Source organism: Thermomicrobiales bacterium (assembly GCA_041390825.1).
Taxonomy (GTDB): Bacteria; Chloroflexota; Chloroflexia; order Thermomicrobiales; family UBA6265; genus JAMLHN01.
In genome coordinates this window covers 43,705-68,825 of the sequence record JAWKPF010000023.1, presented here as the reverse complement: position 1 = coordinate 68,825, position 25,121 = coordinate 43,705, and the positions used below count along the sequence as shown (strand labels likewise).

General features: G+C 61.5%; 19 protein-coding genes. 11 read left to right on the top strand and 8 right to left on the bottom strand.

The features are described from left to right. Positions 1–2,024, bottom strand: a 2,024-nt coding sequence (gene ligA / locus R2855_13325) for an NAD-dependent DNA ligase LigA (GenBank protein MEZ4531984.1), incomplete at its 3' end; no start/stop codon positions are given. 188 nt (positions 2,025–2,212) lie between these two features. On the opposite strand from ligA, the gene R2855_13320 reads away from it, so the two are divergent. The 3 genes from R2855_13320 to R2855_13310 all read left to right on the top strand — a co-directional run bounded on the left by R2855_13320 (position 2,213) and on the right by R2855_13310 (position 6,697). Then, positions 2,213–4,237: an exonuclease domain-containing protein gene (locus R2855_13320; GenBank protein MEZ4531983.1), complete on the top strand. Its 2,025-nt coding sequence runs from the start codon at positions 2,213–2,215 to the stop codon at positions 4,235–4,237. A 96-nt stretch (positions 4,238–4,333) separates the two neighbouring features. Next, positions 4,334–4,954 carry a uracil-DNA glycosylase gene (locus R2855_13315; GenBank protein ID MEZ4531982.1) on the top strand — a complete coding sequence of 207 codons (621 nt, stop codon included), beginning with the start codon at positions 4,334–4,336 and terminating at the stop codon, positions 4,952–4,954. A gap of 75 nt (positions 4,955–5,029) precedes the next feature. Then, positions 5,030–6,697, top strand: coding sequence for a ribonuclease J (locus R2855_13310; GenBank protein MEZ4531981.1), 1,668 nt, complete (start codon positions 5,030–5,032; stop codon positions 6,695–6,697). A 595-nt stretch (positions 6,698–7,292) separates the two neighbouring features. Here R2855_13310 and R2855_13305 read toward each other — a convergent pair. From R2855_13305 to R2855_13295, 3 genes are all read right to left on the bottom strand, one after another. Beyond that, positions 7,293–10,676, bottom strand: coding sequence for an error-prone DNA polymerase (locus R2855_13305; protein ID MEZ4531980.1), 3,384 nt, complete (start codon positions 10,674–10,676; stop codon positions 7,293–7,295). Positions 10,677–11,078: 402 nt separating this feature from the next. Next, a complete protein-coding gene (locus R2855_13300; GenBank protein ID MEZ4531979.1) occupies positions 11,079–11,291 on the bottom strand; it encodes a hypothetical protein in 213 nt (70 codons plus the stop codon). A gap of 20 nt (positions 11,292–11,311) precedes the next feature. After that, complete coding sequence (locus R2855_13295) at positions 11,312–12,499, bottom strand: DNA polymerase Y family protein (GenBank protein ID MEZ4531978.1); 1,188 nt, start codon at positions 12,497–12,499, stop codon at positions 11,312–11,314. A gap of 606 nt (positions 12,500–13,105) precedes the next feature. Here R2855_13295 and R2855_13290 point away from each other — a divergent pair. The 7 genes from R2855_13290 to R2855_13260 all read left to right on the top strand — a co-directional run bounded on the left by R2855_13290 (position 13,106) and on the right by R2855_13260 (position 21,080). Then, positions 13,106–15,265, top strand: coding sequence for a DNA translocase FtsK (locus R2855_13290; GenBank protein ID MEZ4531977.1), 2,160 nt, complete (start codon positions 13,106–13,108; stop codon positions 15,263–15,265). 69 nt (positions 15,266–15,334) lie between these two features. Continuing rightward, on the top strand, positions 15,335–15,943 hold the full coding sequence (gene recR, locus R2855_13285) for a recombination mediator RecR (GenBank protein MEZ4531976.1): 609 nt from the start codon (positions 15,335–15,337) through the stop codon (positions 15,941–15,943). 260 nt (positions 15,944–16,203) lie between these two features. Further along, complete coding sequence (locus R2855_13280) at positions 16,204–17,187, top strand: hypothetical protein (GenBank protein MEZ4531975.1); 984 nt, start codon at positions 16,204–16,206, stop codon at positions 17,185–17,187. A gap of 61 nt (positions 17,188–17,248) precedes the next feature. After that, a complete protein-coding gene (locus tag R2855_13275) occupies positions 17,249–19,087 on the top strand; it encodes a R3H domain-containing nucleic acid-binding protein (GenBank protein ID MEZ4531974.1) in 1,839 nt (612 codons plus the stop codon). After that, positions 19,088–19,729 (top strand): dTMP kinase, encoded by a 642-nt coding sequence (gene tmk, locus R2855_13270; GenBank protein ID MEZ4531973.1) that lies wholly within the window; start codon positions 19,088–19,090, stop codon positions 19,727–19,729. Positions 19,730–19,765: 36 nt separating this feature from the next. Further along, on the top strand, positions 19,766–20,098 hold the full coding sequence (locus tag R2855_13265) for a cyclic-di-AMP receptor (protein ID MEZ4531972.1): 333 nt from the start codon (positions 19,766–19,768) through the stop codon (positions 20,096–20,098). A 43-nt stretch (positions 20,099–20,141) separates the two neighbouring features. After that, positions 20,142–21,080, top strand: a complete 939-nt coding sequence (locus R2855_13260; GenBank protein ID MEZ4531971.1) for a zinc ribbon domain-containing protein — start codon at positions 20,142–20,144, stop codon at positions 21,078–21,080. A 73-nt stretch (positions 21,081–21,153) separates the two neighbouring features. Here R2855_13260 and R2855_13255 read toward each other — a convergent pair whose 3' ends face one another. Both R2855_13255 and R2855_13250 read right to left on the bottom strand, forming a co-directional pair. After that, positions 21,154–22,044, bottom strand: a complete 891-nt coding sequence (locus tag R2855_13255; GenBank protein MEZ4531970.1) for an NAD(+)/NADH kinase — start codon at positions 22,042–22,044, stop codon at positions 21,154–21,156. A gap of 6 nt (positions 22,045–22,050) precedes the next feature. Then, entirely contained in the window at positions 22,051–22,755 is a 705-nt protein-coding gene (locus tag R2855_13250) for a hypothetical protein (GenBank protein MEZ4531969.1), read from the bottom strand. A 99-nt stretch (positions 22,756–22,854) separates the two neighbouring features. On the opposite strand from R2855_13250, the gene R2855_13245 reads away from it, so the two are divergent. Beyond that, positions 22,855–23,490: a bifunctional 4-hydroxy-2-oxoglutarate aldolase/2-dehydro-3-deoxy-phosphogluconate aldolase gene (locus R2855_13245; protein ID MEZ4531968.1), complete on the top strand. Its 636-nt coding sequence runs from the start codon at positions 22,855–22,857 to the stop codon at positions 23,488–23,490. A gap of 34 nt (positions 23,491–23,524) precedes the next feature. On the opposite strand, the gene R2855_13240 is transcribed toward R2855_13245, so the two are convergent. Both R2855_13240 and ccsB read right to left on the bottom strand, forming a co-directional pair. Continuing rightward, positions 23,525–24,184 carry a TlpA disulfide reductase family protein gene (locus R2855_13240; GenBank protein ID MEZ4531967.1) on the bottom strand — a complete coding sequence of 220 codons (660 nt, stop codon included), beginning with the start codon at positions 24,182–24,184 and terminating at the stop codon, positions 23,525–23,527. After that, a complete protein-coding gene (ccsB, locus tag R2855_13235; protein ID MEZ4531966.1) occupies positions 24,168–25,073 on the bottom strand; it encodes a c-type cytochrome biogenesis protein CcsB in 906 nt (301 codons plus the stop codon). Before ccsB ends, R2855_13240 begins: the two co-directional genes overlap by 17 nt. Positions 25,074–25,121: the final 48 nt, after the last annotated feature.

Genomic DNA, 25,121 nt, shown 5'->3' with positions numbered 1-25,121 from the left:
TTGTTCACCATGGAGAGCATATCCTGCTCCGACAGAATTGGCACGCCCAGCTCTTTCGCTTTATCCGCCTTGCTGCCTGCTTCTTCACCGGCAACGACGAAGCTGGTTTTCTTCGAAACCGATCCCGCGACCGACGCGCCGAGGCTTCTGAGCAGCTCTTCGGCTTCTGCGCGGGTCATGTGCTCCAGCCGTCCAGTCAGGACGAAGGTCTTTCCTGCGAGCGGACCTGGCTCCTCCGATATCGGCTCGCCGTCCGACATGTTCACCCCCGCCCGCGCGAGCTTTTCGATCACATGCTGGTTGCTCGGGTCGGAAAAGAAATCGACCACACTCTGGGCCACGATGCTGCCCATGCCAGGCACCTCGAGGACCTCTTCGAGCGTTGCTGCCTGCAGGTTCGGGATCGAACGGAAGCGCTTGGCCAGCATCGAGGCATTGCGTTCACCGACATGGGGAATCCCCAACCCGGCAAGGAGCCGGGCGATCGGGCGAACTTTCGAAGCGTCTACTGACGATTTCAGGTTTTCGGCGCTTTTCTCTCCCAGGCCTTCCAGAGCGGCGACCTGCTCCCAATCCAGCGAATAGATGTCTCCAAAGTCGTGAATCCAGCCGAGATCGACGAACCGATCGGCCAGTTTGTCTCCGAGTCCGACAATGTCCATGGCGCCTCGCGAGACGAAATGGTGCAGCCCCTCGCGGATGCGGGCCGGGCACGCGGAGTTGGTGCAATAGCGCATGGCAACCCCTTCGTCTCGTTTGGTCGGCGTGCCGCAAACCGGGCATCGCTCGGGCATCTGGAACGGGACCTCGGCTCCCGTTCGCTTTTCGATGATGACCTTGACGATTTGCGGAATGACGTCGCCTGCTCGTTGCACCACGACGGTGTCGCCGATACGAATGTCCTTGCGCGCGATCTCATCTTCGTTGTGCAGGGTCGCCCGCTTGACCGTCACCCCACCGATGTTGACCGGCGCAAGAAACGCGGTCGGGTTGAGCGTGCCAGTCCGGCCCACCGTGACGACGATGTCTTCCACGACCGTGGTCTTTTGAATTGCAGGGAACTTGTAGGCGGTCGCCCACCGCGGTTCGCGCGAAATGATGCCGATCTCGTCTTGAAGATGGACAGAATCGATCTTGGTGACGACGCCATCGATTTCAAAATCGAGCTCGTCACGCCGGCCGAGCCACCATTCACACCGCTCCCATACCCCGTCGATCGCGTCGTGCGCGTCGTGCGTCATGGGATCCGGCGCGGTTTCGAATCCGTATTGAACGAGCATCTGAAGCGTGTCGAAATGGCTATCCGGCCTCGGGAAGCCCTCCAGATAACCGATGTCCCAGGTATAGAAGCTCAGCGGACGCTCACGCGTCTTCTTCGGGTCGATCTGCCGAAGGCTCCCGGCAGACGAATTGCGTGGGTTCATGAATGGTTCGCCACCTGCTTCGAGAATGCGAGCGTTGAGCGCCTCGAAGTCGGACTTCTTCATGTAGACCTCGCCGCGCACCTCGATTCGGGACGGCACCGGATAGTCTTTGGCGGTTCGCAACTGCTTGGGAATCGTCTTTATCGTGCGCAAATTGGCTGTGACGTTCTCGCCAACGAACCCGTCCCCTCGTGTGGCGCCGACCTCCAGCACTCCATCGACATAGGTGAGCGCGACCGCCAAGCCGTCGATCTTCGGTTCGGTGACAAGCCGCATCTGCTCACGCCCCGCGGCTCGCTGCGCCCGCCCGAACCAGGCGTCGAGACTTGCGCGGTCGAAAACATTGCTGAGTGACAGCATAGGAACCGGGTGCACGACCTTGGCAAATGCCGTTTGCGCAGGGGCGCCGACACGCTGACTGGGTGAATCGGGCGTGACGAGTTCTGGATAGGCGTCCTCGAGCGCCCGCAACTCTCGCATGGCCTCGTCATATTCGGCGTCGGATACAGTGGGCTGATCGAGGACGTAGTACTGATAGTTCCACCGATCGAGACTGGTTCTGAGGGATTCGAGCCGCGCGCGAACGTCCTGTTCGGTCATTTAGGAGTTCCTCTGGACACCGTCCTGGTGGAAAGTGGTGGTGTATAGTGAACGTACGATTCGAACAGACATTCTAGCATGGCACTGTCCCCCGAGAGCCCGCAAGACATGCGATGAGACCCCGCCGAGATCCCCGACAACGTCCGGTCCCAAACGTCGATCTGCAGGGCGAATCGATGGATGCTCGGTTGTTTCTGTCGCAGCGCGCGCGCGACTTTGTCAATCTCTCCGGTGGCGCCGTCCACGAAGATCTGCTCATCGGACATATCTTCGGTTCCACGCGTTCTCCCGATCTCTGGCGACCGCTCTTCTACGCGGTCATGCGTGAAACGCCCGAACTCAGGGTTCGTGGCGACCGCGAATGGGTGTTGGCGACGGGAGCGCCCGAAATCGATATCGCGTTGCCCGACTTCGTGGCGCTCGATGTCGAAACGACCGGGTTGCGCCCCGCGTCTCACCGGGTCATCGAAATCGGGATGATTCGCTATTCGGCGGGAGAGCCGATCGAACGGTATCAGGCGCTCTTCGATCCGGAGCGCAAGCTTCCCGCCTACATAACGAAGTTGACGGGAATTCGTGATGCTGACCTGCGAGGACAGGATCGGTTTGGTGATCACGCGCTCGAGATCGTGGAGTTCGTGGGTGATGCGCTGATCGTCGGCCACAATGTCGGTTTCGATATCGGATTCGTCAATGCCGAGCTACGCCACGCGGGGCAGATGCCGCTGGTCAACGATCGGGTCGACACCATGGCGCTGGCCATGCGGTATCTCCCCGAGCTGCGGCGTGCCAGTTTGGACAAGGTCGCGTCCGCGCTCGGATTGGCGCCACGACGGCTGCATCGCGCTGAGGGAGACGCCGACCTGGCAGCGCGTGTGGCGCTCATGCTGTTTCGAATCGCCGCGGAGCATGGCGACGGGTCGCTCGATCAGCTCAAGGCATCGTCCCGCTTGCCCGAGGTGAAGCCGCGCGATGGTATCGGCCGCGGGCGCGCCTTGCTGGATGCCGACTACCTGAAGTCGCTTCCGTCGAAACCTGGTTGCTACCTGATGCTCGACGCCAATCGGCGTGTGATCTATGTCGGGAAAGCGAAGAATTTGCGTGATCGCGTCTCATCGTACTACTCGCAGCCGCTGGGTTACACCCGAAAGATGGATGGCTTGCTCGAATCGATCTCGACCATCGAGGTGAGCGTTGTAGGAAGTGAACTGGAAGCGCTCTTGCTGGAATCTCAGCTCATCAAGCGCTACCAGCCGAAGTACAACAAGATCATGCGCTCGCACGAGCAGTACCCATTTATCAAGATCGATTTCGCGTCCCCCTGGCCGCGCATCATGCTGGCGCCAGAGTGGAAGAATGACGGGGCGCGCTATTTCGGACCCTATCGCAATCGCGCGGCCGCGCGTCAGGTCGTCGATCTCCTCAACAAGCACTTCCAGCTGCGCACCTGCACCAGAAACTTCAAGTCAGCGCGAAGCTACGGGTCTCCGTGTTTGAAGCTCGACCTCAAGCAATGCCTGGGGCCATGCGTTGGAAAGGCAGATCGGGAGCTCTATGTCCAGCGCATCCGCGAGTGCGTCGCGTTCCTGGAAGGAGACGACGCACCCCTTCTCCAGCGCATCTGGCAGCAGCTCGAAGCGGCCGCAGCACAGGGAGACTTCGAGCAGGCAAGACGGTTCCGGCGTGATATTCAGACGTTGCAATCGATTTCCGGTGTGCATCGCGCCATTCAGGAGATGGAGCGGCGACCGACCCTGTTGCTTGCCCTGCCAACCCCGGATCCGGACCGGCTGGACATCTGCCTGATCGTCAGTGGCCGAATTTGGAGCAGGACAGGAATCGGCCGGCGAGAAGCAGTCGATCGAATCCGGGATCGGCTCGCAATCTCCTTTGGTCGTTGGGAGGCCTCCAGCGGGTACTTGCTCGACGCGGCTCTGCTCGACGAGACGTTCATTCTCGATCGCTGGCTCAACAAGCACTGGGGGCATCCCGCCATGCTCTGGCTCGGGGAACGTTCACTCCCCGGCGTGGCTGAGTTGACCGAATGGATCGACCGTGCGTTCGAGACAGATTTCGAGCGCTGGGCCCCACCTGCGGCGGAGGAGGACATCGATCCCGAAGCCGAGACCAAGCTTACCTGGGCACCAGAGACACATGATGGTTGGTTGCCGCCGAATATGATCGAGGGCGAGATCCAGGGCTACTTCGGATAGTCTCAGGGCGATGAGTTGCCGACCTGGCCGCATCGGTTGGCTATACTCGGGGACGGCCCCGCGCGCACGGCGCGCTCGATGTGTTCTGGAGTCTTCATGTCCGTCTTGTCCGACGTTGCCGCTGAGATTCGAGTTTGCACGCGCTGCGAGCTGTCGCTCAGCCGTACCCACGCCGTACCCGGTTCTGGACCTGAAGACGCCGAGGTCTTTTTCATCGGGGAAGGACCCGGATATCACGAAGATCAGCAAGGGCTCCCGTTCGTGGGTGCTTCCGGGAAGTTCCTGACGGAACTGATCCAACGCGCAGGTATGCGGCGCGAAGAAGTATTCATCACCAACGTGGTCAAGTGCCGTCCGCCCGGAAACCGCGATCCGCTGCCGGATGAAATGGAGGCGTGTTCGTTGTATCTGGATCGACAGATCGACGCAATCGACCCGCTCGTGATCGTGACACTGGGTCGTTTCTCGATGTCGCGTTTCTTTCCCAACGAGCGGATTTCCCGGATTCATGGACAGCCGCGCAAGATCGGTCGCCGCGTGGTCGTGCCGATGTACCATCCTGCCGCGGCATTGCATCAGGGTTCGTTGCGCGGAGCGATCGAGGAGGACTTCGATCAGCTTGGCAAGATCATCAACAAGGCGCGTGCCGAACGCGAACTGGACGAACGTCCAGGACCGGGAGATACGCCCGCGCACGAACAGATGAAGCTTTTCTGATGTTCGCAATCAGCCATTGGAAACCCGCGTCTGCCCTGGCGCGGGTTCTTTCTTGCCCGAGAGGAGAACGTGGTCGTGAGTGATGCCGTCAGGCTGATTTTTCTCGGCGGACAGGCCGAGATCGGACGAAACATGTTCGTGCTCGAGCACGACAACGACATGATCATTGTCGATTGCGGGGTGGGGTTTCCGGCTATCGAGCACTACGGCATCGATCTCGTACTGCCCAACTTCGACTATGTGAAGGAGCACGCGGGGAAACTGCGAGGCATCTTTATCACCCATGGACATGAAGATCACATTGGCGCGCTGACATATCTGCTGAAAGAGGTCAATGCGCCGGTGTATGCGACCCGGTTCACGTGCGGCTTGATCGGCGAGAAGTTGAAGGAGGCCGGCTTGACCAAGGAGGTCGAGCTGATCGAATTCGACGCTGATGGAGATGAGGTGCTCGAGGGAGGCGTCTTCCGGCTCGAACCCTTTCGGGTCACGCATAGCATCCCCGATTGCGTTGGGTTTGGGATCACCACCCCAGCCGGGATGATCGTGCATAGCGGCGACTACAAGCTGGACCCAACGCCGCCAGACGGGAAGGTGACCAATCTCGACAAAGTGCGGTCGTTCGCGGAACGTGGCGTGTTGCTGTTCATTTCGGACACCACGCACATCGAGTTCGACCCCTGGGTACCGTCCGAGCGTACCGTGGGAGAGGCATTTCAGCGGATTTTCGATGGCGCGAATGGGCGGATCTTTGTCGCCACGTTCTCTTCGCACGTTGCCCGTATGCAGGAAGCGGTGGACGCGGCAATTGCGCGGGGACGCAAGGTGGCCTTCGTTGGACGTGGGATGCAGACCGTTTCTCGGGTGGCGCGGGAGCTCGATCTGCTGCGAATCGACGATGAGCAGATGTTCGACGCGCGCGATGCGATCCACTACCAGGATGACAAGCTTTGCTTCATTGTGACGGGCAGCCAGGGGGAGATTGGCTCGGCGTTGAACCGCATGGCGCTGGGCGAGCATCGGGATGTCAAGATCGAACCGGGTGACACTGTAGTGGTGTCCGCGCACCCGATTCCGGGCAACGAAGTGGCCGTGTACACCATGATCAACGAGCTCTTCCGGCTCGGGGCCGATGTGGCGTACAGCGCGAGGGAGACCGTGCACGTTTCCGGGCATGGCAGCCGGTCGGAGATTCGCGAGCTCATGCGGACGACTAAGGCGAAGTTCCTGTTGCCATTCCATGGAGAGGAACGGATGCTCGTCATCTTCGAGGAGATGGCGGCGGCCGAGGGATACGATCCGGCCGCAATCACGATCTCGCAGGTGGGCGATGTGATCGAGATCACAGCCGATGGGGTGAAGATCGTCGACACGATTCCCTGTGAACCGGTATTCGTCGATGGTTCCATTGTGGGCGAGATCGATGAGGTGGTGTTGCGCGACCGGCAGACGCTCTCAGGCGACGGGATGGTGACGATCTTGGCGACGGTCGATGGCGACTCGGGCGAGCTCATTGCCGGCCCAGAAGTGATCAGCCGCGGATTTGTCTACGCGCAGAACTCGCCGGAGTTGATCGAGCAGGTTCGCGAGCGGTCGTTACTGATCTTGCGCGAGTTTGCGGGCAACAGTTCGCAAGATGTGGCCGGGCTCTCCCGGAACATCCGGAACAATATTTCGGCCTATCTGCAGAAGCAGACCGGTTTGCGGCCGATGGTGCTTCCGGTCGTGCTGGAGGCGGAGTAGGGCGCTGGCTCTGAGCCGCGAACAAGGTTTGCGGTGGAGTTGGCCGGGGTGCCTTGGGGGAATGAGAAGACCCCAGTTGGCGCCGCATAGCGCTGGCTCTCGACTCGATCGGAACGATGGAACAGCGGTGGGATCGACCATGACGCTCGGCCGAGCCGGGATCCAGCACCGAGTGTGGATGACGGGTAACCAGCCCGGGCACGATCCGTTGCTGCCCAGGCCCGCGCTCGTTGCCAAACGTGCCGCTTATTCATGATACTAGAACATATGTTCTTGTTTGTCAAGTGGCGTTTCGGGGTTGCGATGGAGAGATTCTTCCCTGCGGTCAGAATGACAGGGGGGTGGGGTATTGGGGATGCGACGGAGAGATTCTTCCCTGCGGTCAGAATGACAGGGGATGGGCCGGCGTTTCGGGGTTGTGAATTGGGGATGGCGGAGAGATTCTTTTTCCTGCGGTCAGAATGACAGGGGTGGGACGGGGATTTGGGGATGCGACGGAGAGATTCTTCCCTGCGGTCAGAATGACAGGGGTGGGACGGGGATTTGGCGGATGGACGGCGGAGAGATTCTTCCCTGCGGTCAGAATGACAGGGGGCTATCGGTAGTCGTGGGAGGCGGGTTCGAGTTTTCGGGGTGGGGTGGCAGGGGTATCGAAGATATCCTCCATGGAGTCGGGTTTGGGGGCGTGGAAGCTGGTGCGGGCGCCTTCGAGGGCGTGGATTTCCTGAGCGATGATGTTGATGACGCCCTGGGTTTTCTGGAGCTTGCCTTTGATGATGAGAAAGGGCTCACTGCGCACGAGGGTGCGTTCCTGCAGATAGAGATCGAGATGGACGATGGCATTGATGAGTCCGACCTCGTCTTCCAGCAGGAGAAACGTGATGCCTTTGGCGGTGCCAGGTCGTTGGCGGCAAACGACCAGGCCAGCCAATTCAACGGTAATGCCATGCGGCAGCGATTCCAACTGTTTCGATGTAACCAGATGGTTTGGGAGACGGGCGCGCAATAACCCGAGCGGATGGTAGCGGGGAGACATTCCGATGATGGCGTAATCGGCGGCCATCTGCTCCCAGGGACCCATGGGGCGCAGCTCGACCCGGTCTTGCTCGACGGGGAGGGGAAGGGAAAGCTGGCGTCCAGGATCGGCTTTCTTCGCCATGCCGACGTTGCGGGAGGGAATGAAGAGCCCGACCATCCAGAGGGCTTCCCGGCGGCCAATGCCGAAGCGGTCGAACGCGCCGACCATGATGAGGTTCTCGATCGCTTCGGTTGCCAGCGGCACGCGGCGGATGAAATCGGCCAGCGATCGATAGGGACCATTGGCGATGCGTTCCAACACGACGTTGCGGGCGGTTTCCTCGCCCATACCCTGCACATAGCCAATGCCAATGCGAATCTTGCCGTTTTCGACGGTGCAGCGGAGGGAGCTGAGCTCGATATCGGGACCGAGCACCCGCTGGCCATGGCGTTTGGCGTCGTTGATCAACACGTGGTTGGGATAAAAGCCCATCGGTTGATTGTTGATGAGCGCGCAGAGGAACTCGGCCGGGTAGTAGTACTTCAACCAGCATGATTGATAGGCAAGCACCGCGAAGGCGACCGCGTGCGCCTTCGGGAACCCGTAGCTGGCGAAGCCCTGGAGTTTGCGGAAGACGGTGCGCGCAATCTCGACCGGGACACCGCGCGCTTTGGCTCCATCGCGGAACTCATCCCACATCTTCAGCATAGCCTCGGCCGAACGTTTGCGGGTCATGGCGCGGCGGAGGGAATCGGCCTGTCCAGCGGAAAAGCCAGAGAGCGCCATGGCGACCTGGACCACCTGTTCCTGATAGAGGATGACGCCGTGGGTTTCCTGGAGCACGGGGATCAGATCGGCGTGGTCGTAATGCGGCTCGATGGGAAGGAAGCTGGTGCGTTCCCGTTGGCGGTGCTCGACATAGGGTTTGACGGCGCCGCCGATGATGGGACCCGGACGCACGATGGCGACTTGCACGACAAGATCCTCCAGTTTCTTCGGACGCGTTCTTGGAAGCATCTGGATCTGGGCGCGACTCTCGATCTGGAAGACGCCGATGGTGTCGCCTTCGTTGATCATTTCGTAGATGGCGGGGTCTTCGAAGTCGATCCGGCTGAGATCGACCGGCGGCTTTCCTTCCTTGGCAATGAGCTCCAGGCATTCCTCGACGAGGGAAAGCATGCCGAGGGCGAGGAAGTCGATTTTCACCACGCGGGCGTCTTCGCAGGAGTCCTTGTCCCATTGGGCCAGGAATCGGCCTTCCATGGCCGCGGGTTGCACGGGCATCAGGCGGCTGATGGGTGAAGAGGAGATGACCATACCGCCGACATGTTGGGTGACATGGCGAGGGAATCCGCTGAGTTGTTCGGACAACTCGATGAGGTAGCACCAGGGCGGGGCGTGCTTGCGATTGGCGTAGCCGGGAATGCGATCGAGCTCGCCAGCCAGCTCCTTGGCGGATCGGGGCTCGCTCAGCTTGGCGATCTTGTCGAGTTCCGGCAGCGGCAACCCAAGCGCTTTGCCAACATCGCGCACGGCGCTGCGCAGCTTGTAGGTGGAGAAAGCGCAGACGAGGGCGGCGTTTTCGTGCCCGAATGTTTCATAAACGCGCTCGATCAGGCGCTCGCGAATCTCGCGGGGAAAGTCGAGATCGATATCCGGGATCGAGTTGAGCTCCTCGTTCAGGAAGCGGCCGAAGAAGAGATTGTGCGCGATCGGATCGACATGCGAGAGGCCGATCAGGTAGCAGACGATGGAACTGACGGATGAGCCGCGGCCGCGGCCGGGCGGGAGATTGGCGATGGTGCGTGGGCTTTTTCTGCCGCGTACTTCCAGGGCGATTTCGGCGGCCAGGATGAGCAGGTCGCGATAGAGCAGGAAGAAACCCGCCAGCTTGTGCTTGGCGATGACATGCAGCTCCTCCTCGACCCGGCGGATCGCCTCGGTTTTGTCGCCCGGATAGCGCAGATAGAGCTCGTCGTAACAGACCTTGCGCAGATGGGTGTCCGGATCGGAGCCATCGTCGGGGTGGTAGTCCGGGAAGACATAGGCGAGATCGTTGGCAAGATCGAATGCGCGGCAACGATCGGCGATGCGGATGGTCGTTGCGATCGCCTCGGGCCACGGGTGAAAGAGTTGGGCCATCTCTTCGGCAGAACGAAGATAGAACTCGCCGTTGGGGCGGCGGAGCTGATGGGAGTTATCGAGGGTGGTGCGATGGTGAATGGCAACCAATACGTCTTGCAGACGGTGACGGTCGGGGAGGTGGTAGTGGACGTTGCCGGTGGCGACGTAGGGCAGACCGAGTTCGTCCGCGAGCCGGATGAGCGTGCGGATGCGCTGGACATCGCCATGAACCTTGTTGTGCTGCAGCTCGACGAACACCTGGTCGCGGCCGAGCCAATCGACGTACTGCTGCAATAGCGCACGGGCAGCGGTGAGATCGCCGGCATCGACCAGTTGGGAGAGCTTGCCGAGGCGGCAGCCGGTGAGCAGGATGATTCCTTCGCCATAGGTTGCCAGCAGCTCCGGATCGAGACGGGGGAGGCGTTCCTCCGCGCGGTAATGGGGATAGGGTTTGCCGATACCGCGCAAGGAGAGATCGAGTCCGCCCTCTTCCTCGTCAGCAGAGAATGTGAGGCGTTGGATGGGCGCGCCCGGGGGGAGGCGGTGGGCTTCGGTGATAAGTTGGCAGAGATTGGCGTAGCCGGTGTAGTTCTCGGCCAGCAGGGTGAGATGGGTTTCGTCGGTGAGCGTCATTTCCGCGCCGGTGATGGGGAAGATTCCGGCAGCGTCGGCGGCTTTGGCGAATTCCATGGCGCCGTAGACACCGTCGTGATCGGTGACTGCCAGGGCGCGATAGCCCAGCTCTTTGGCGCGCGCGATCATCTCCTCAGGGAGGGAGGCTCCATCGAGAAAGGAGAAGGCAGTATGCAAATGGAGTTCGACGTAGTCGGGTTTCATGGCTCCGAGGTGATGTGGGCCTCATCCATCCCTCCGGCGCCCTGCCTTCTCCCAGGATTGGAGAAGGCAGGGGGAGACGATGGGGCGGAGAGGGGTGCGAGCGAACGTTGACCCCATCGAGTGGGATCCCCCGCGAATGATTGGGATGGATAGGGTTGTTTCGGTGCTCCTCTTGTGGTTGGGTCGAGTACCGGTTGGTTGGCTTGGGCGCGGTTGGTTATCGACCTGCGGTCGATCGCAGGGCGCAGAGGCCCTGCGGTTACGGAATGGATGGGCAGCCACGGAGGGCTGCGGCTACGGAATGGGTGGGGCAGCCACGGAGGGCTGCGGCTACGGAATGGATGGGCAGCCACGGAGGGCTGCGGCTACGGAATGGATGGCAGCCACGGATGGGGGCGGTTGCTAGTACGACTGCTCGAACCAGCGGCGCGATTCGCCGTCGAGGAAGATGGTGCGGATGGCGCCATGCGGTAGGCAGACACGGAAGTAGTGCCGTTGCAGGCGGTCGCGCCACCATTCGTCGTCGATCGACCATTCCTCCTCGATGGCCGTAATTTCGACACGTTCGCCCCGCTTGTCGGTGAGCGCGACCGGCCGGCCATGGACGGTTTCCACGGTGACCGCGCGGGGCGGATTCAGGGGTCGTACTCGATGAGGGCGTATCTCCGTTCCGGGATTCTTGACCATGGTTCGATCTCCACAACACGATAGAGCGGGGAATCGCCATACCGTTGCTTGAGCTGACAGATGGCCTGGCCGATCGGCGCGATCTGTTTGGGTTTGAGAAAGGGCAGCAATTGCTGGCGGGTGGTTTCGGAAACCAGTCCGATGAGATGCAGCACGATGCGCTCGGCGGCGCCTTGCAGCTCCAGATCCTGAAGTCGATGGGCGACGATCTCCATGATGCGCTCGGCTCCGGCGGGATCGCGAAAGGTGAGCGATTTTTCCCAGGAGCGGTTCTCCTCGATCAGAACATGCAACTGGGCCTGGCGCACATTGCGGTGCTGGAGCTCCGGACGCCTGAAGGCGCGCTGCACGAGCTGGCGGATGCCGAGCAGGAGCATGTCGCGGCTCGTAGACGGAGCAGGCAAGGTGATGGCCTCGATAACGGTTTCGGGACGTTCGAGTGGCACGACGGTGAGATCGTCCCGACCGCTGGCGAGCTCCCAGGCACGACGACCGTCTTTGCCGAAGCGGGCCTGCATGGCGGTCATGGGAAGCGCGGCGATCTCGCCCATGGAGCGCAACCCCAGCCGTTCCAGGCGGGCGATGGTCTTTGGATCGACGGGAAGCCAGCTCGTGGGCAGGTCGGCCAGGAAGGCGGTGACGACATCGGGCGCGATCAGCAGCGTATTGCCCGGATGCGATTTGCGGGCGGCGCAAAGAGCGGTGAACTTGCCTGGAGCGATACCGGCCCGTGGACGGAGCACCGGCGGAATGAGCTGGAGAAGACGCACCGCGCCGGCTTCGGGCGAGGCATCGTGCCGGTGAAGACCGTGAAGGTCGACATAACAGCATCCGGGCGGTCCGGCTTCGATAGACGGGCTAAAGGTTTCCAGGGAGCGCAGGATATCGTCGAAAACGGTGGATTCGCGCACCGGATTCGGTTCGATGAAGATGGCATCTGGGCAGAGGGCGGTGACTTCCCGCAGGAGCATGCCGGGGCGCACGCCCTGGAGGGCGGCTTCCGGAGTGCAGTCGGTAACCACGGTGCGGCTATTGGGCGGAGAGGTGAGCACCAGTGGCAGACCATCGAGCTCTGGTTGGTCGAGCAGCGAGATGCGCAGCGCGAAATGAGGGACGATGAGCGCGGCAACTGGCACAGGAGATCTCCCAAATGCACGTCGAGACACCGAACGAAGGTGCGGGCCTCGTCGTCTGAAACGCGGGTCGGAAGATTGATTTGCCGGGAGTATAGAACATATGTTCTGTATCGGCAAGTAAGCTGTCCGGTCATTGTGGGCGAGGAGACGGCCAATGTACGGACAGGTGGGCACGGGTCCGGAGGCCGGAGGCCGGAGTTTGGAGGCCGGCGCCGGAGTTTGGAGGCCGGAGCGATCGAAGAAGCATGGTGCGCTTTGAACGCGTGACGCTTGCTCAGACTCCGCGGAGAGCGATGGAGGGAACAACGAAGAGAATTGGGAAGGTGGAGAACATGGGGGGAAAGAAGCCGGGACGGGTAACTGCCAGGATCGAGCGACTACAGTTGCTCATCTGTGGCGTCCGTACACCTTTCGGGTGACAGAAAGTCATGGTATAGTCTTCGGATAGAGTGTACGTACACTGGATTCGGTGCGCTGGCGATCCTGTTCGTCCCGCGTCAGGACCAGGACAGGCGATTCCTCATGGCTTCCACTTCACGCGCTCGAACCCAGACCCGCGCTGCCGCGACGGCCCGCAGACGGCCACCGGCCCACACCGAACCAAGCATGCGCGACAAAGCGCGCGCGCGATGGGACGCGCGGTTCGGCGGTCAGTTCCTTTCAGACGATACGCGCCGTCAAATCATGGGCGCGGCGCCAATCGCGCTCGGGTTGATCTTCGCCTGGATTCTCATGAGCCATGGGCGCGACGGCCGGCTGACCGGCTGGACCTACGAAGCGCTCCGTGGTCTGGCGGGCGACGGCACATTTCTGATTCCGCTCTTCCTCATCATGGCCGGCATCAAGGCGGTGCTCGACGAACGGCATCCGTTGCCCACCGGTGGACAACTCGCCGGGGGAGCGCTCCTGGGTGGATCGCTGCTCGCATTGCTGGCGTTTGCCGGTGAGACCAAGCGCAGCGGGGGCGGAATCATTGGGGACAACCTGGCGCTTCTGCTGAATCACTACCTGCCAGAGCCTGCCTGCGCAGCAGTCCTGCTGCTCGCGGGTGGGATCGGTGTGTTTCTCCTGACGCGGACTGATCCACGGCAGTTCTATCGTGACCTGCACGGGATCTGGCGGCGGATCCGGCCGGCATCCGAGCCTGTCGACACGTCGAACCGTGTTACACAAACGGCTGCCTTTATCCCGGTGGCACGCCCGGCCAAGCCGCCAGTCGAGAGCAAACCGTTCGACAGCAAACCACTGGAGCAGGCTGTGCTGCCGCCGCCAATGCCGCCAGTGATCAATCTGCCCAAGGCGACCGAAAAGGCGGACAAGACCGAGATCAAGAAAGCGAAAGCTCCGATCGTCAATCACTCCAATCTGCCGCTTCCCGATCTGAGCCAGCTCAAGTACTACGAAGGTCACGAAGTCAACACAACCGAACTGGGGGACAAGGCGACTCTCATCGAGGAGACGCTGGCGAGCTTCAAAGTCGACGCCCATGTGCGCGAGATCAATCCCGGACCGGCTGTGACGCAATACACGCTGGAGCCGGGAACTGGCGTGAAAGTGCGCCGCATCACCGAGTTGCAGAACGACCTGGCATTGGCTTTGGCCGCGCCGAGCATCCGCATCGAGGCGCCAGTGCCGGGAATGGCGCGGGTAGGGATCGAGATTCCAAATGCGCAAGTCACCACGGTCGGCCTGCGGGAAACGATCGAATCGAGCCAGTTCGCCAAGTCGAAGGCGAAGCTGCCGGTGCCGCTCGGGCGCGATGTGAACGGGCGGTACGTGGTCGGCGATCTGACCAAGATGCCTCATCTCCTGATCGCCGGGGCGACTGGTTCGGGCAAGAGTGTCTGCCTGAACGAGATCATTTCCACGTTCCTGCTAACGAAGTCGCCCGATGAGGTCAAGCTGCTGATGTTCGACCCGAAGATGGTCGAACTGACCGGATACAACGGCGTGCCGCATCTGCAGTGTCCGGTCGTCACCGAGATGGACAAGGTGGTTGGCGCGTTGCGGTTGGTCGTCAACGAGATGCAGCGCCGCTACGACGTCTTCTCGAAGGCAGGCGTGCGCAATCTCGATGGCTACCGCATGAAGATGGCGGATGAGCCGAACGCGGAGCGCGTGCCGTATCTGGTCGTGATTCTGGACGAACTGGCCGACCTGATGCTGACCTCGCCGATGGACGTGGAGGGATTGATCCAGCGGCTGACGCAGATGGGCCGCGCGGCGGGGATACATCTGATCCTGGCGACGCAGCGGCCGTCGGTCGATGTGATCACCGGCATCATCAAGGCGAACGTTCCGGCCCGAATCGCGTTTGCCGTCTCGTCGCAGACCGACAGTCGCGTCATTCTGGACATGCCGGGAGCGGAGCGGCTGCTGGGACGCGGTGACATGCTCTATCTGCCGCCGGACGCCGCCAAGCCGGTGCGTATCCAGGGCGCGTTCGTGGAAGACAACGACGTGCACTACATCGTGGGCCACTGGCACGCGGTGACGCCAATTCCCCAGTACGCCGAGGAGTGGCTCAATCTGCCGAGCTCATCCGGGGTGGTCACCAGCGAAGGCGGCTACGAGGACGATCCATTGATGGAGAAGGCACTGGCGGTGGTGCGCGAACAGGGGGTGGCGTCCGCGTCCATGCTGCAGCGTCGCTTACGCATCGGCTACAACCGGGCGGCGCGCTTGATCGAGCAGATGGAGGATGACGGGGTGATCGGGCCGGCAGACGGGATCAAAGGTCGTCCAGTCCTTGACATGGACGTATAATTCGTACACCTGTTCGGGTTGGTTGCGCGCTGGCCTGGGACAGTTCGAATCCTGCTGAAAGGTCCGCTCTTGTCGTCATCCTCCGGGATATCCGTCAAACCCGTTTCCGATCTGATCGAAGAACTTGGCCGGCTGCCAGGAATTGGCCCGAAGACGGCATCGCGGTTGGCGTTTTCGATTCTGCGGGGGCCGCGAGAAGAAGCGGTCGCACTGGCGGACGCGATCCTGACGGTGAAGGAGCGGGTCTTCTTCTGTTCGCGGTGTTTCAACATCACCGAAACAGAGCCGTGCGCTATCTGCACCGACCCGACGCGCGATCCCATCATTTGTGTGGTGGAGGAGCCGCTGGATGTGCTGGCGCTGGACCGAACCGGACAGTTTCGGGGAAAGTATCACGTCCTGCACGGGGCCATTTCGCCGATCGACGGGATTGGTCCTGGCAAGCTACGGATCGCCGAACTGATCGAGCGGGTGAAGACGGAAAAACCGGATGAGGTGATCCTGGCAACCAACCTGGACATGCCGGGAGAGGCAACCGCTTCCATCCTGCATAGCATGTTGGTGCCGCTCGGGGTGCGGGTGACCCGTCCCGCCACCGGGCTGCCGGCCGGAGGCGATCTGGAGTACGCGGACGATGTCACGCTGGCGCGCGCGTTGGCCGGTCGGCGGACCCTGTAGCGCTTTACGCGCAGATCATCCTTCTTTGCGTACATTTTTTCATCATTTCGTATTTGTTTGCCCCTCTTTCCAGGCGTAGAATCAGATCAATGCAATCTTCGTCGTATCGAACTTCCGCCACCCATCTGCAGGCGCTCGGACGAGCCCGGGATGGCGAGTCTGCTTCCACTCCGCAAAGCACTTCCACGACTCCATCCCCCAGGAGTCCGGGAGCCGCCCCCGAGAGTCGTCACTTTCCGCTGGCCGTCCGCCAGGCCAGGATGACCGACTTGCCCGGCATCGGGCGTATCGAGCGGACCTATCCATTGTTGCAGCCGCAGCTCAGCTTGAGCGGATACAGCGCGGCCAGCTCAGTTGTGGCCGGTCGTCTGCCGGGATCATCGGACCGCCCAGTGGTAATGGTTGCGGAATCGAATCGAGACGTCATCGCGTTTGCCGATTTCAAGCCGGCCATGCCGGATCGTCGCTGGTTGTTGCAGGCGTTGGGAGCCTCGACTGGCGTCTACGATCCGAGTCCTGTCTGGGAAGAAGTGCTCCTGGCGGGGGTGCGCCAGGCCGGAATGCACGGCGTCAAGCGACTCTATGCCCAGGCCACCGCGGGGACGACGGCGCACGTCGCGCTCAGGGGAGCGGGATTCACGGCCTATGCCAGCGAGACGATCTATGTGGCCGATTCTCCCCGCACGCTGGGCGCCGAGGTCTCCATGCGGGAACAAGAGCATTCGGATACCTGGGCGATCCATCAGCTCTACAACGCTTCCGTGCCGCGTGATGTTCTCTATGCCGAAGCGCTGACCTCGCACGCCTGGGACATCGAAAACTCGCGGCGACCCGGGGCGCAACATACCGCTGGCTGGTTGGTCGAGGATTCGTCCGGAGTCGGCGCATACGTTCGTGTGTGCAGTGCAGGTGGCGCGCATGCTGTCGATGTCACATTTCCGCCGAACTCGGTCAAGCGGGGAGCGGGACTGCTGGACGCCGTGTTGCGCAAATTGCGGCTCGAAAAGCGAATCAACCGCGTCTACGTCGCCGTTCGCGGGTATCAACAGGAGATAGAACCAGCATTGGTCCGGCTCGGGTTTGCCCCGGGTCTGACCCAGGAGCTACTCGTGCGTTATACGGCCGTTCAAGTTCGCGCGGTGACGGCGGAGGCGGCGCCGCAGCACATCGAACTCGGAGATCGAGTGCCGAGTCAGGCTCCTTCGATTCTGACGGCAACGCCCAAGGGCAGTCCGTCCGATTGAGCCGCCCGACGCGGCGTCGCCGAATGTTGTGATCACTGCGGTCACAGCAAAGGAGCATCGATTGAGGACACAGATGGAACCAGCAGTGGATTTCGAGGAGTACGAAGTCACCGAGCACGAGGTCACGGACAACCTGGATGACCTCCTTCTGGTGCTGCCTCCCAGAATTCGTGATGGTATCCGTGAACTCACCGTGGACGGCTCGCGCGGGAGCCTGGTCGAGATCGTCATGGATCTCGGTCGAAAGGCGGAGGCGCGTTTCCAGGACGCTGAGTTCGATATCGGTGACGAAGATGTTACCCGCGAAGAGATCGAGTACGTCGCGGCACGCATCGGTCAGTTTGGGGATGACAACCGCGCCGGGATCGAGCGGACCTTGCACCGGATATCCGCGATCCGCAACCGGAGCGGCGAGGTCGTGGGACTGACCTGCCGAATCGGGCGCGCTGTTTACGGAACCATTGCCATCATTCGCGACCTGGTCGAATCGGGCGAGAGCTTGCTCCTGCTCGGCCGTCCCGGCGTGGGCAAGACAACGATGCTGCGCGAGGTTGCCCGGGTGCTGGCGGACGATCTCCATCGACGTGTGATCGTGGTCGATACCAGCAACGAGATTGCCGGCGATGGCGACATTCCTCATCCGGCGATTGGTAGAGCACGTCGCATGCAGGTGGCGACGCCGACCGCGCAACATGGGGTCATGATCGAGGCAGTCGAGAATCACATGCCGGAAGTGATCGTGATCGACGAGATCGGTACGGAGCTGGAGGCGGGGGCGGCTCGCACGATTGCCGAGCGGGGTGTGCAACTGATTGGCACGGCGCACGGGAATACGCTCGAAAACCTGATGATGAACCCGACGCTTTCAGACCTGATCGGTGGAATCCAGTCAGTAACGCTGTCCGATGAAGAAGCACGCCGCCGGGGAACGCAGAAATCGATTCTGGAACGCAAGGCGCCACCTTCGTTCACGATCATGGTGGAACTTCTGGGGCGCGACGAAGTCGCAGTCCACCGGGATGTCGCGCAAACCGTTGATGCGATTCTGCGGGGCGCGCCGGTTCGCCCGGAAGTCCGCCGACGCGCGCCGGATGGAACGCTGGATATCGAGTCGCCAGAAGAATTGCGACGCAGTCCCGCCCAACCTCCAGTCCGGCCGTCGACCGCCCTCACGCGCGGAGAGAGCGCCCAGGGGCTCGGTAGAACCGCACGACCGACACTGCAGCTCTCAGATGCGGTCTACGAGCGTATCGACGATGTCGAGACCCCTCAGCAGGTGTATCCCGCCGCGCCCCCATCGATTGGAGCGTTCTCTTTCAAGGGCCGCGGCACGCCGAACAAGCCGGTTCGCATCTACCCGTTCGGTGTCAGCCGGAATCGACTTGCCGATGCGATCGAGCATTTGCGCGTGCCGGCCATGATCGTGCGTGATCCGCGCGAGGCAGATATCGTGCTGACGCTGAAGAGCTATTTCCGCACCAAGCCGCAACCGATCCGCGAGGCTGAGAATCGCGGCACGCCGGTGTATGTGTTGCGCTCGAACACATTGGCGCAGATCGAGCATGCGTTGAGCGCGCTTGCGCCGATTCCCGTCGAATCGCAAGAGGTCGTGGTGCCGCTCACGCCGCAGTCGGCTTCATCGTCGTCGGAACCCCAACAACGTACGTCGAGTTCGTCGAGCCGCAAGGCGACGGGCGCCGGTGTGGCTGCTGCGCTGGAAGAAACCGAAGACGCGATCGGCGCAGTGATCGGTGGGATGCACTCGATCGTGCTCTCTCCCCAGACCAAGTACGTGCGGCGATTGCAGCACCAGTTGGCCGATCGCTACAACGTTGGATCGCGGAGCAAGGGGAAAGAACCGAACCGGCGCGTCGAGCTCTACCGCGAAAGCCCATTCTAGGTGCGCCGCGGGGAGTTCATCGCATTCGAGGGCATCGATGGTTCGGGCAAGTCGACCCAGTCGCGGGCGCTTGCCGAACGAATCCGCGGGGCGGGGCGCACGGTCGTGCTGACGAGAGAACCCGGAGGCACACCAATCGGCGAAGCCATCCGGGCGCTCCTGTTCGACCGAGAGCTGGGTGAGTTCGAGCCACGCACGGAAGCGCTGCTGCATAGCGCTGCCAGAGCGCAGCACGTTGCCCAGGTCATCGCGCCAGCGATCGAGCGTGGTGATGTTGTGATCACCGACCGGTTCATCGACTCGACATTGGCGTATCAAGGGGGCGGCAACGGCCTCTCGCTGGTCGATCTCGAAACGATCCAGGCGTTCGCCGTGCAAGATACCTATCCGGACCTGCGCATCCTGATCGACGTTCCACCCGAAACAGGATTGGAACGGCGCCTGGCCGACGCGGCGCATGTCAATCGGATAGACGAAGCCGGTCTCTTGTACCATTCACGGGTTGCGGAGACCTTCCGGCAGCTTGCTACGGTCCATGCGGAACGCTGGTTTGTGGTCGACGGATCGCTCCCCGCGCCGGAAATCACGTCGCTCATTCTGGACGCGGTACGGAACCGGTTTCCCCTTCTGAGCGATATCTAGAGTGACCGGTGCGTTGCAGCGTCACTGGATTGACTCATGAAGCTGGCAGTGGTTCAAATCAAAGGCTCGCGGGCGGATGCGGTGGTGCAAGGACTCTTGCAACGTGGTTTCGCAGTGGATGTCGTGAGTGAGGAGTCCTTTCGGGGAGAGCAACGACGCACCTCGGCGTTCGTGCCCGTGCAGGAGGGGTATATTCCCGATTTGCTGCGATTCATCGAGGATCAGGGGCTTGCGGTAGTCCGTATGACAAACCCCATGCTACCGCTTGTCGATCCCGGCGAGTATCATGTCAGCAGCCCCGTACCGTCACTCGATGGCGGCGCAACCGTGTATATCCTCAATCTGAGCCGATACGAACGAATTCGATGAGCGGCCAGTTCGACAACGGGGCAAACCCCTTCGGAGTTCCAGTTTGGAAGAGATTGTAGCCAGGTCGGTACAGGTTTTCCTGGCCCTTGCAGGGGGATACCTGGTCGTCCTGTGGTTCGCCCTCGTGGTTTGGACCTACCGAGATATTGGATCGCGCAGCCAGAGCGTGGTTACGCAGATCTTCGCTACGCTGCTTTCGCTCCTGTTCTTCGTGCCGGGAGCGCTGCTCTATCTCCTCATGCGACCGCGAACTACACTCGACGAAGCGTTCCAGCGGTCGCTGGAAGAGGAGTACCTGCTGCAGGACATCGAGGAAACTGCTCTTTGCCCGTCGTGCCAACGGCATGTTTCCGACGACTACATTCTCTGTCCGCATTGTCAGGCGAGTCTCAAGCAGCCATGCACATCCTGCAATCAACTCATCAAGATTGGATGGCCCGTTTGCCCCTACTGCGGATCGGACCAGAGCGAACTGGCGATTTCGATTCGTGAGCGAGTGGAGCCGCCCGATGAGCGTTACCTGGAACGAGGGTCCCGCACCTTCCGCCAGGTGGCCGCGCCAACCATTCGTGAGATCCCGCCGCCAGCGCCCGAGCCAGAGCTCGAATTGGGATACCAGGCGGAGCTGGCTGCCGTCGTAACCGAAACCGAGACACCGCCGGCCGATGCCCAGTCGCAAGAGGGAGAACCGATCCGGCTGTTCGATCGAAAGCGAACCAGGGCGCGAAAACAGAAGGCCACGAATGGCGCGACAGCGACCTCTGATGCGGCCGCAACTTCATCCGAAGAGCTCAAGGTCACGCTGGATGAAGCGGTGGTCGAAGATGCCGCGGTGATCTCGCAGTTCGTGGCGAGTGGAAACGGCAGTTCGAACGGCGCGCACGACTTCCAGACGGTCAGCGGATCGGCTGAGGTCGTGGAAGAGGTTGTGGAAGAGGAAGCCGACAAGATCGAGTCGGCGAAATCATCTTCCAGTCGCTAGCGTCGACCTCAGCAGCAACAATTCCCAGTCAGTCGTTTGATCCATGTGGGCCAGCATTCCTGTCCGCTGAGCGTCACCACGTGGCGCCGCGGGCGCCACCGATCGACTCGGGCACCCGGGCGGGTTCAAGTTCGGGGCGGATGCGGAAATTGAACTTGGTGCGGAAGGCTTCGTAGAAGTCGGCTTCCCCGACCGATATCAGGCGACAGAGATTTTCGCCACAGCGAACCCGTACGACGTCATCTGGCGCCAGTTCTCCGGTGACCCGTCCATCCAGAATGATGCTCGCGTCGTAGCGCGACTTGAAGAGCAGATCGATCTTGGCCGATTCCGCCACCACCATCGGTGTCCTGATGGGCGAGTGGCATGAGATCGGTACGATCGCAAAGCCCTTGACCCCCGCGGTCAGAATCGGGCCGCCGGCCGCCATGCAATAGGCGGTACTCCCACGTGAAGTCGCAACAATGATGCCGTCTCCCGGGAACGTATTGACGTAATAGCCGTCGACATAGAGCTCGATGTCGATCATGCGCACACCGCTGCGAATGACAACATCGTTGATAGCCCAGCCCTGGTCTTCGACTCCGTGCGCACCCTGGATCGTTGCGTTCAGCGTCGAGCTTTCTTCGACCGTATAGCTGCCCGAGACAAGCGCATCCAGAGCCGATTCCCATTCACTTCGTTCCACTTTCGCCAGGAAGCCGACTTTCCCAAAGTTGATGCCGAGAAGCGGCGTGTTCGGATACGCCTTGGCCGCGCGCATCATCAGTCCGTCTCCGCCGAGCACCAGAATGGCGTCGACCTGTTTGGCAGCGTTGGGGGAAAGCTCCTCTTCCGGAACGACGGCTATCCCAAGCGACTTGAGTCGTTCCCGAATGTCCGCGGCTAGCTGATGGGCTTCAGGCTTGCTGAGCGCCGCCACCAGCCCAAGTGATTTCGGGCGGGGACTTGTCGATTTGGTCATTGCGGGTCAGCTTCCTTCCTGGGCAGTCGCCCATGGTGGAGTCAAGTAGTCGGTGGAGTCCCGGTCGGGACGGTAGCGGTAGAGACGAGCAGGCCGATGCGACCCGTCTCGCCGGGTCGAGCCGGTAACGGTGAGGATGCCGAGCGCCGACATCCTGCGGCGAAAATTCCGTTTATCCAGTTTGCGTCCGAGCACGGTTTCGTAGGCCGACTGCAGCTCACTGAGCGTGAACTCCTCTGGGAGAAGGTGGAAGCCGATTGTCGTGTAGTCGAGCTTCGAGCGAATGCGAAAGAGGGCGTACTCGAAGACAAGCGCGTCGCCAGCGCTCAACTGGTCGAGATCGGCAGTTCGTTCCCACCGTCCAGCAACTGGAGAACTCAATCCGTCGGGGCTGCTGATCAGCGCCACATAGCTCACAACGATTCGCCAGACTCCAGCCTCGACCACTGTGAGCGTGTACAGCTGCTCCATGTATTGCCCGGCGACGCCGAGATGCGACCGAAGCGACTCGCGAGCCTGGAGGTCGATCGATTCGAGCCGGCTGGGCGCCGAGCGCGGAAGCTGCTGGATGCCATTCGACCGGTCGAGCAGCACATTGAGCTCGTCGTCTGCAATCGTGAATGCCGCGACGCGCACGTCGACCTCGGGCGCGGCCACCATCGATTCTGCCGCCCTCGTTCCGTCGAGATATGGTCGATCGTCCACGGTCATGCCGGTCACCTACCTCGATCGCGTCATGCGCGACGTTGTCGGCGTCTAGTGTACGCATGCTAGTCTTGCCATGATTGCGTGTAATGGAGGAGTGGGCGTGTGACCAATGCGGGACGGATCGAAGACGGGCATGTCGTGGCCGTCGTACGGCTGGATGACTTGTCGAAAGCGGTCGATCTGACCAAAGCGCTGGCGGCAGGTGGAGTGACCTCGGTCGAATTCACCTTCACCAATCCACGCGCAGCGGACGTGATCACCACGGTTCGCTCCGCGATGGGCGAAGACGCGTTCATTGGCGCCGGCACCGTGCTCGATTCCGAAACGGCCCGAATCGCGATTCTGGCGGGCGCGCAATACATCGTCACCCCGTCGTTTCGGCCGGAGACGATTCAGATGTGCCGGCGGTACAGCATTCCGTCGCTGATCGGGGCGTTCACTCCGACCGAGATTCTGACCGCATGGGAGACAGGCGCGGACTTCATCAAGGTCCATCCGGCGAGCCTGGGCGGTCCGAAATACTTCAAGGACGTCCTGGCGCCGTTCCCGCACATCAAGCTCATTCCGTCGGGCGGGGTCACGCTCGACAACGCTGCAGACTTCATCAAAGCAGGGGCGGTGGCGGTGGCGCTCGGGAGCGCGCTCGTCGACCCGAAAGCGGTCGACTCAGGCGACTGGCAGTCGATCACCAAGCGGGCAACAGCCCTTCGAGCCTCGGTCGCCGCGGCCAAGGCGTAGCGATCAGAGATCCGAAGCCCTTTCCGGCAGATCCTTATTGGCCTGAGAACTCGGCGCTGCTTGCGATGTCTGCTTCAGGAAGCACGGATTGAGCGGCCGCTACCGCTTCGTCGGCGCTCATCTCAGACATGACGATCTTGCGGACGATGCCGTCCTCGTCGATGAAGATATGCGTCGGGAAGTTGTAGATCGGGTAGGTCGGACTGGTGAGCGACCGGTCCGGATCGAGCAGGATCTGGAACGTTGCCCCGTTGAGTTCCGCGAACTCGATCGCTTCCGACGGCTTGTCGCCCAAACTGACCGCAAGCAGGGTGAGCCCCTGGGGTTCCAACTGCTCCCATGCCGTCTGGATATCGGGCATCTCGGCGCGGCATGGCGGGCACCAGGCGCCCCAGAAATTCAGCCACACGGGTTGTCCGCGGAAATCGCTCAGGTGAACGACCTGTCCCTCCGGACTGACGGCAACGAAATCCGGCGCTTCCTGACCCACTTTGGGCAACAGGGAGGAATTGATCCCGCCCTTGCCGACATCGCTCAGCCCCGCTCGGCCGGCGACGAACCAGGCAAGGAGGAGAATCCCAGCGGCGATCGCCAGGCCCACCATCGCTTGCTTGCCGCGGCTCGGAACCGTGGGATTGGCTGCTCCTTGCGCAGCAGCGCTGTCACGCTCTGTGACGTCAATTGACTCCGCCATAGGCGTGCATTCCACCGAAGAAATAGTTGCCGTAGTAGGTAAACCCAACGGCAATGAATCCAATGATCAGGATGATGGCGCTCCGCTGCCCGCGCCATCCGCGCAGCGAGCGTGTGTGCAAGTAGACGCCATAGACGAGCCAGGTGAAGAGAGCGGCGGTTTCTTTCGGGTCCCATGACCAATACGCGCCCCAGGCCTGATGCGCCCAGACCGACCCAAGGATGAGCACAAGCGCAAGCATGGGGAAGCCGACCGTCACCGCTCGATAGCCGATATCGTCCAGCATCTCCGCGCTGGGCAGCCAGGAAACGTTCTTGCGGATCTGAATCAGGAAGAGCACCGCAGCCGCAAAAGAAACCGCGAAGGTGGCATAGGCGAGAATTGCAGCCGAGACGTGCACCGTCATGAGCGGACGGTTCTGCAGCGCGGGGTTGAGCGCATCGACCTCGCGCATCTTGGGCGGAAGCGACCACAGGTAGAGGCACATGCCCAGCGCGATCGTCATCACGATCGCTCCGAGCTGCTTCACCTGATAGAAGCGTTCGAAGAGCATGTATGCGAGCGTGACGACGAAGACAAATGCCAGGCTGAACTCGAACATGTTCGAGTACGGTCCCCGGTGGGATGCAATCGTGCGCGTCAGGACCGCCAAACCCGAAAAGACGACGGCAAACCAGCCAAAGAGGGTTCCGAAACGACCTGCGCTGGCCGATGGCGGACCGAATTCAGCCGTCGGCCCGCTCATGGTGATGCCGGTATTTGTGGCGACAGCCGTGCGTTTGACACGGATGACCCCAACGGCGTAGACGACGTAGGACACCCAGGCGGCGGCAACCGAGATCGAAGCTGCCGCGAAGAGATAGAACGAGAGTCTGACCATTCCTTCCATGGGTGCGTCCTTTGTGCTGCTTCTGGGCGCAATCGTTGGCGCCCAGAA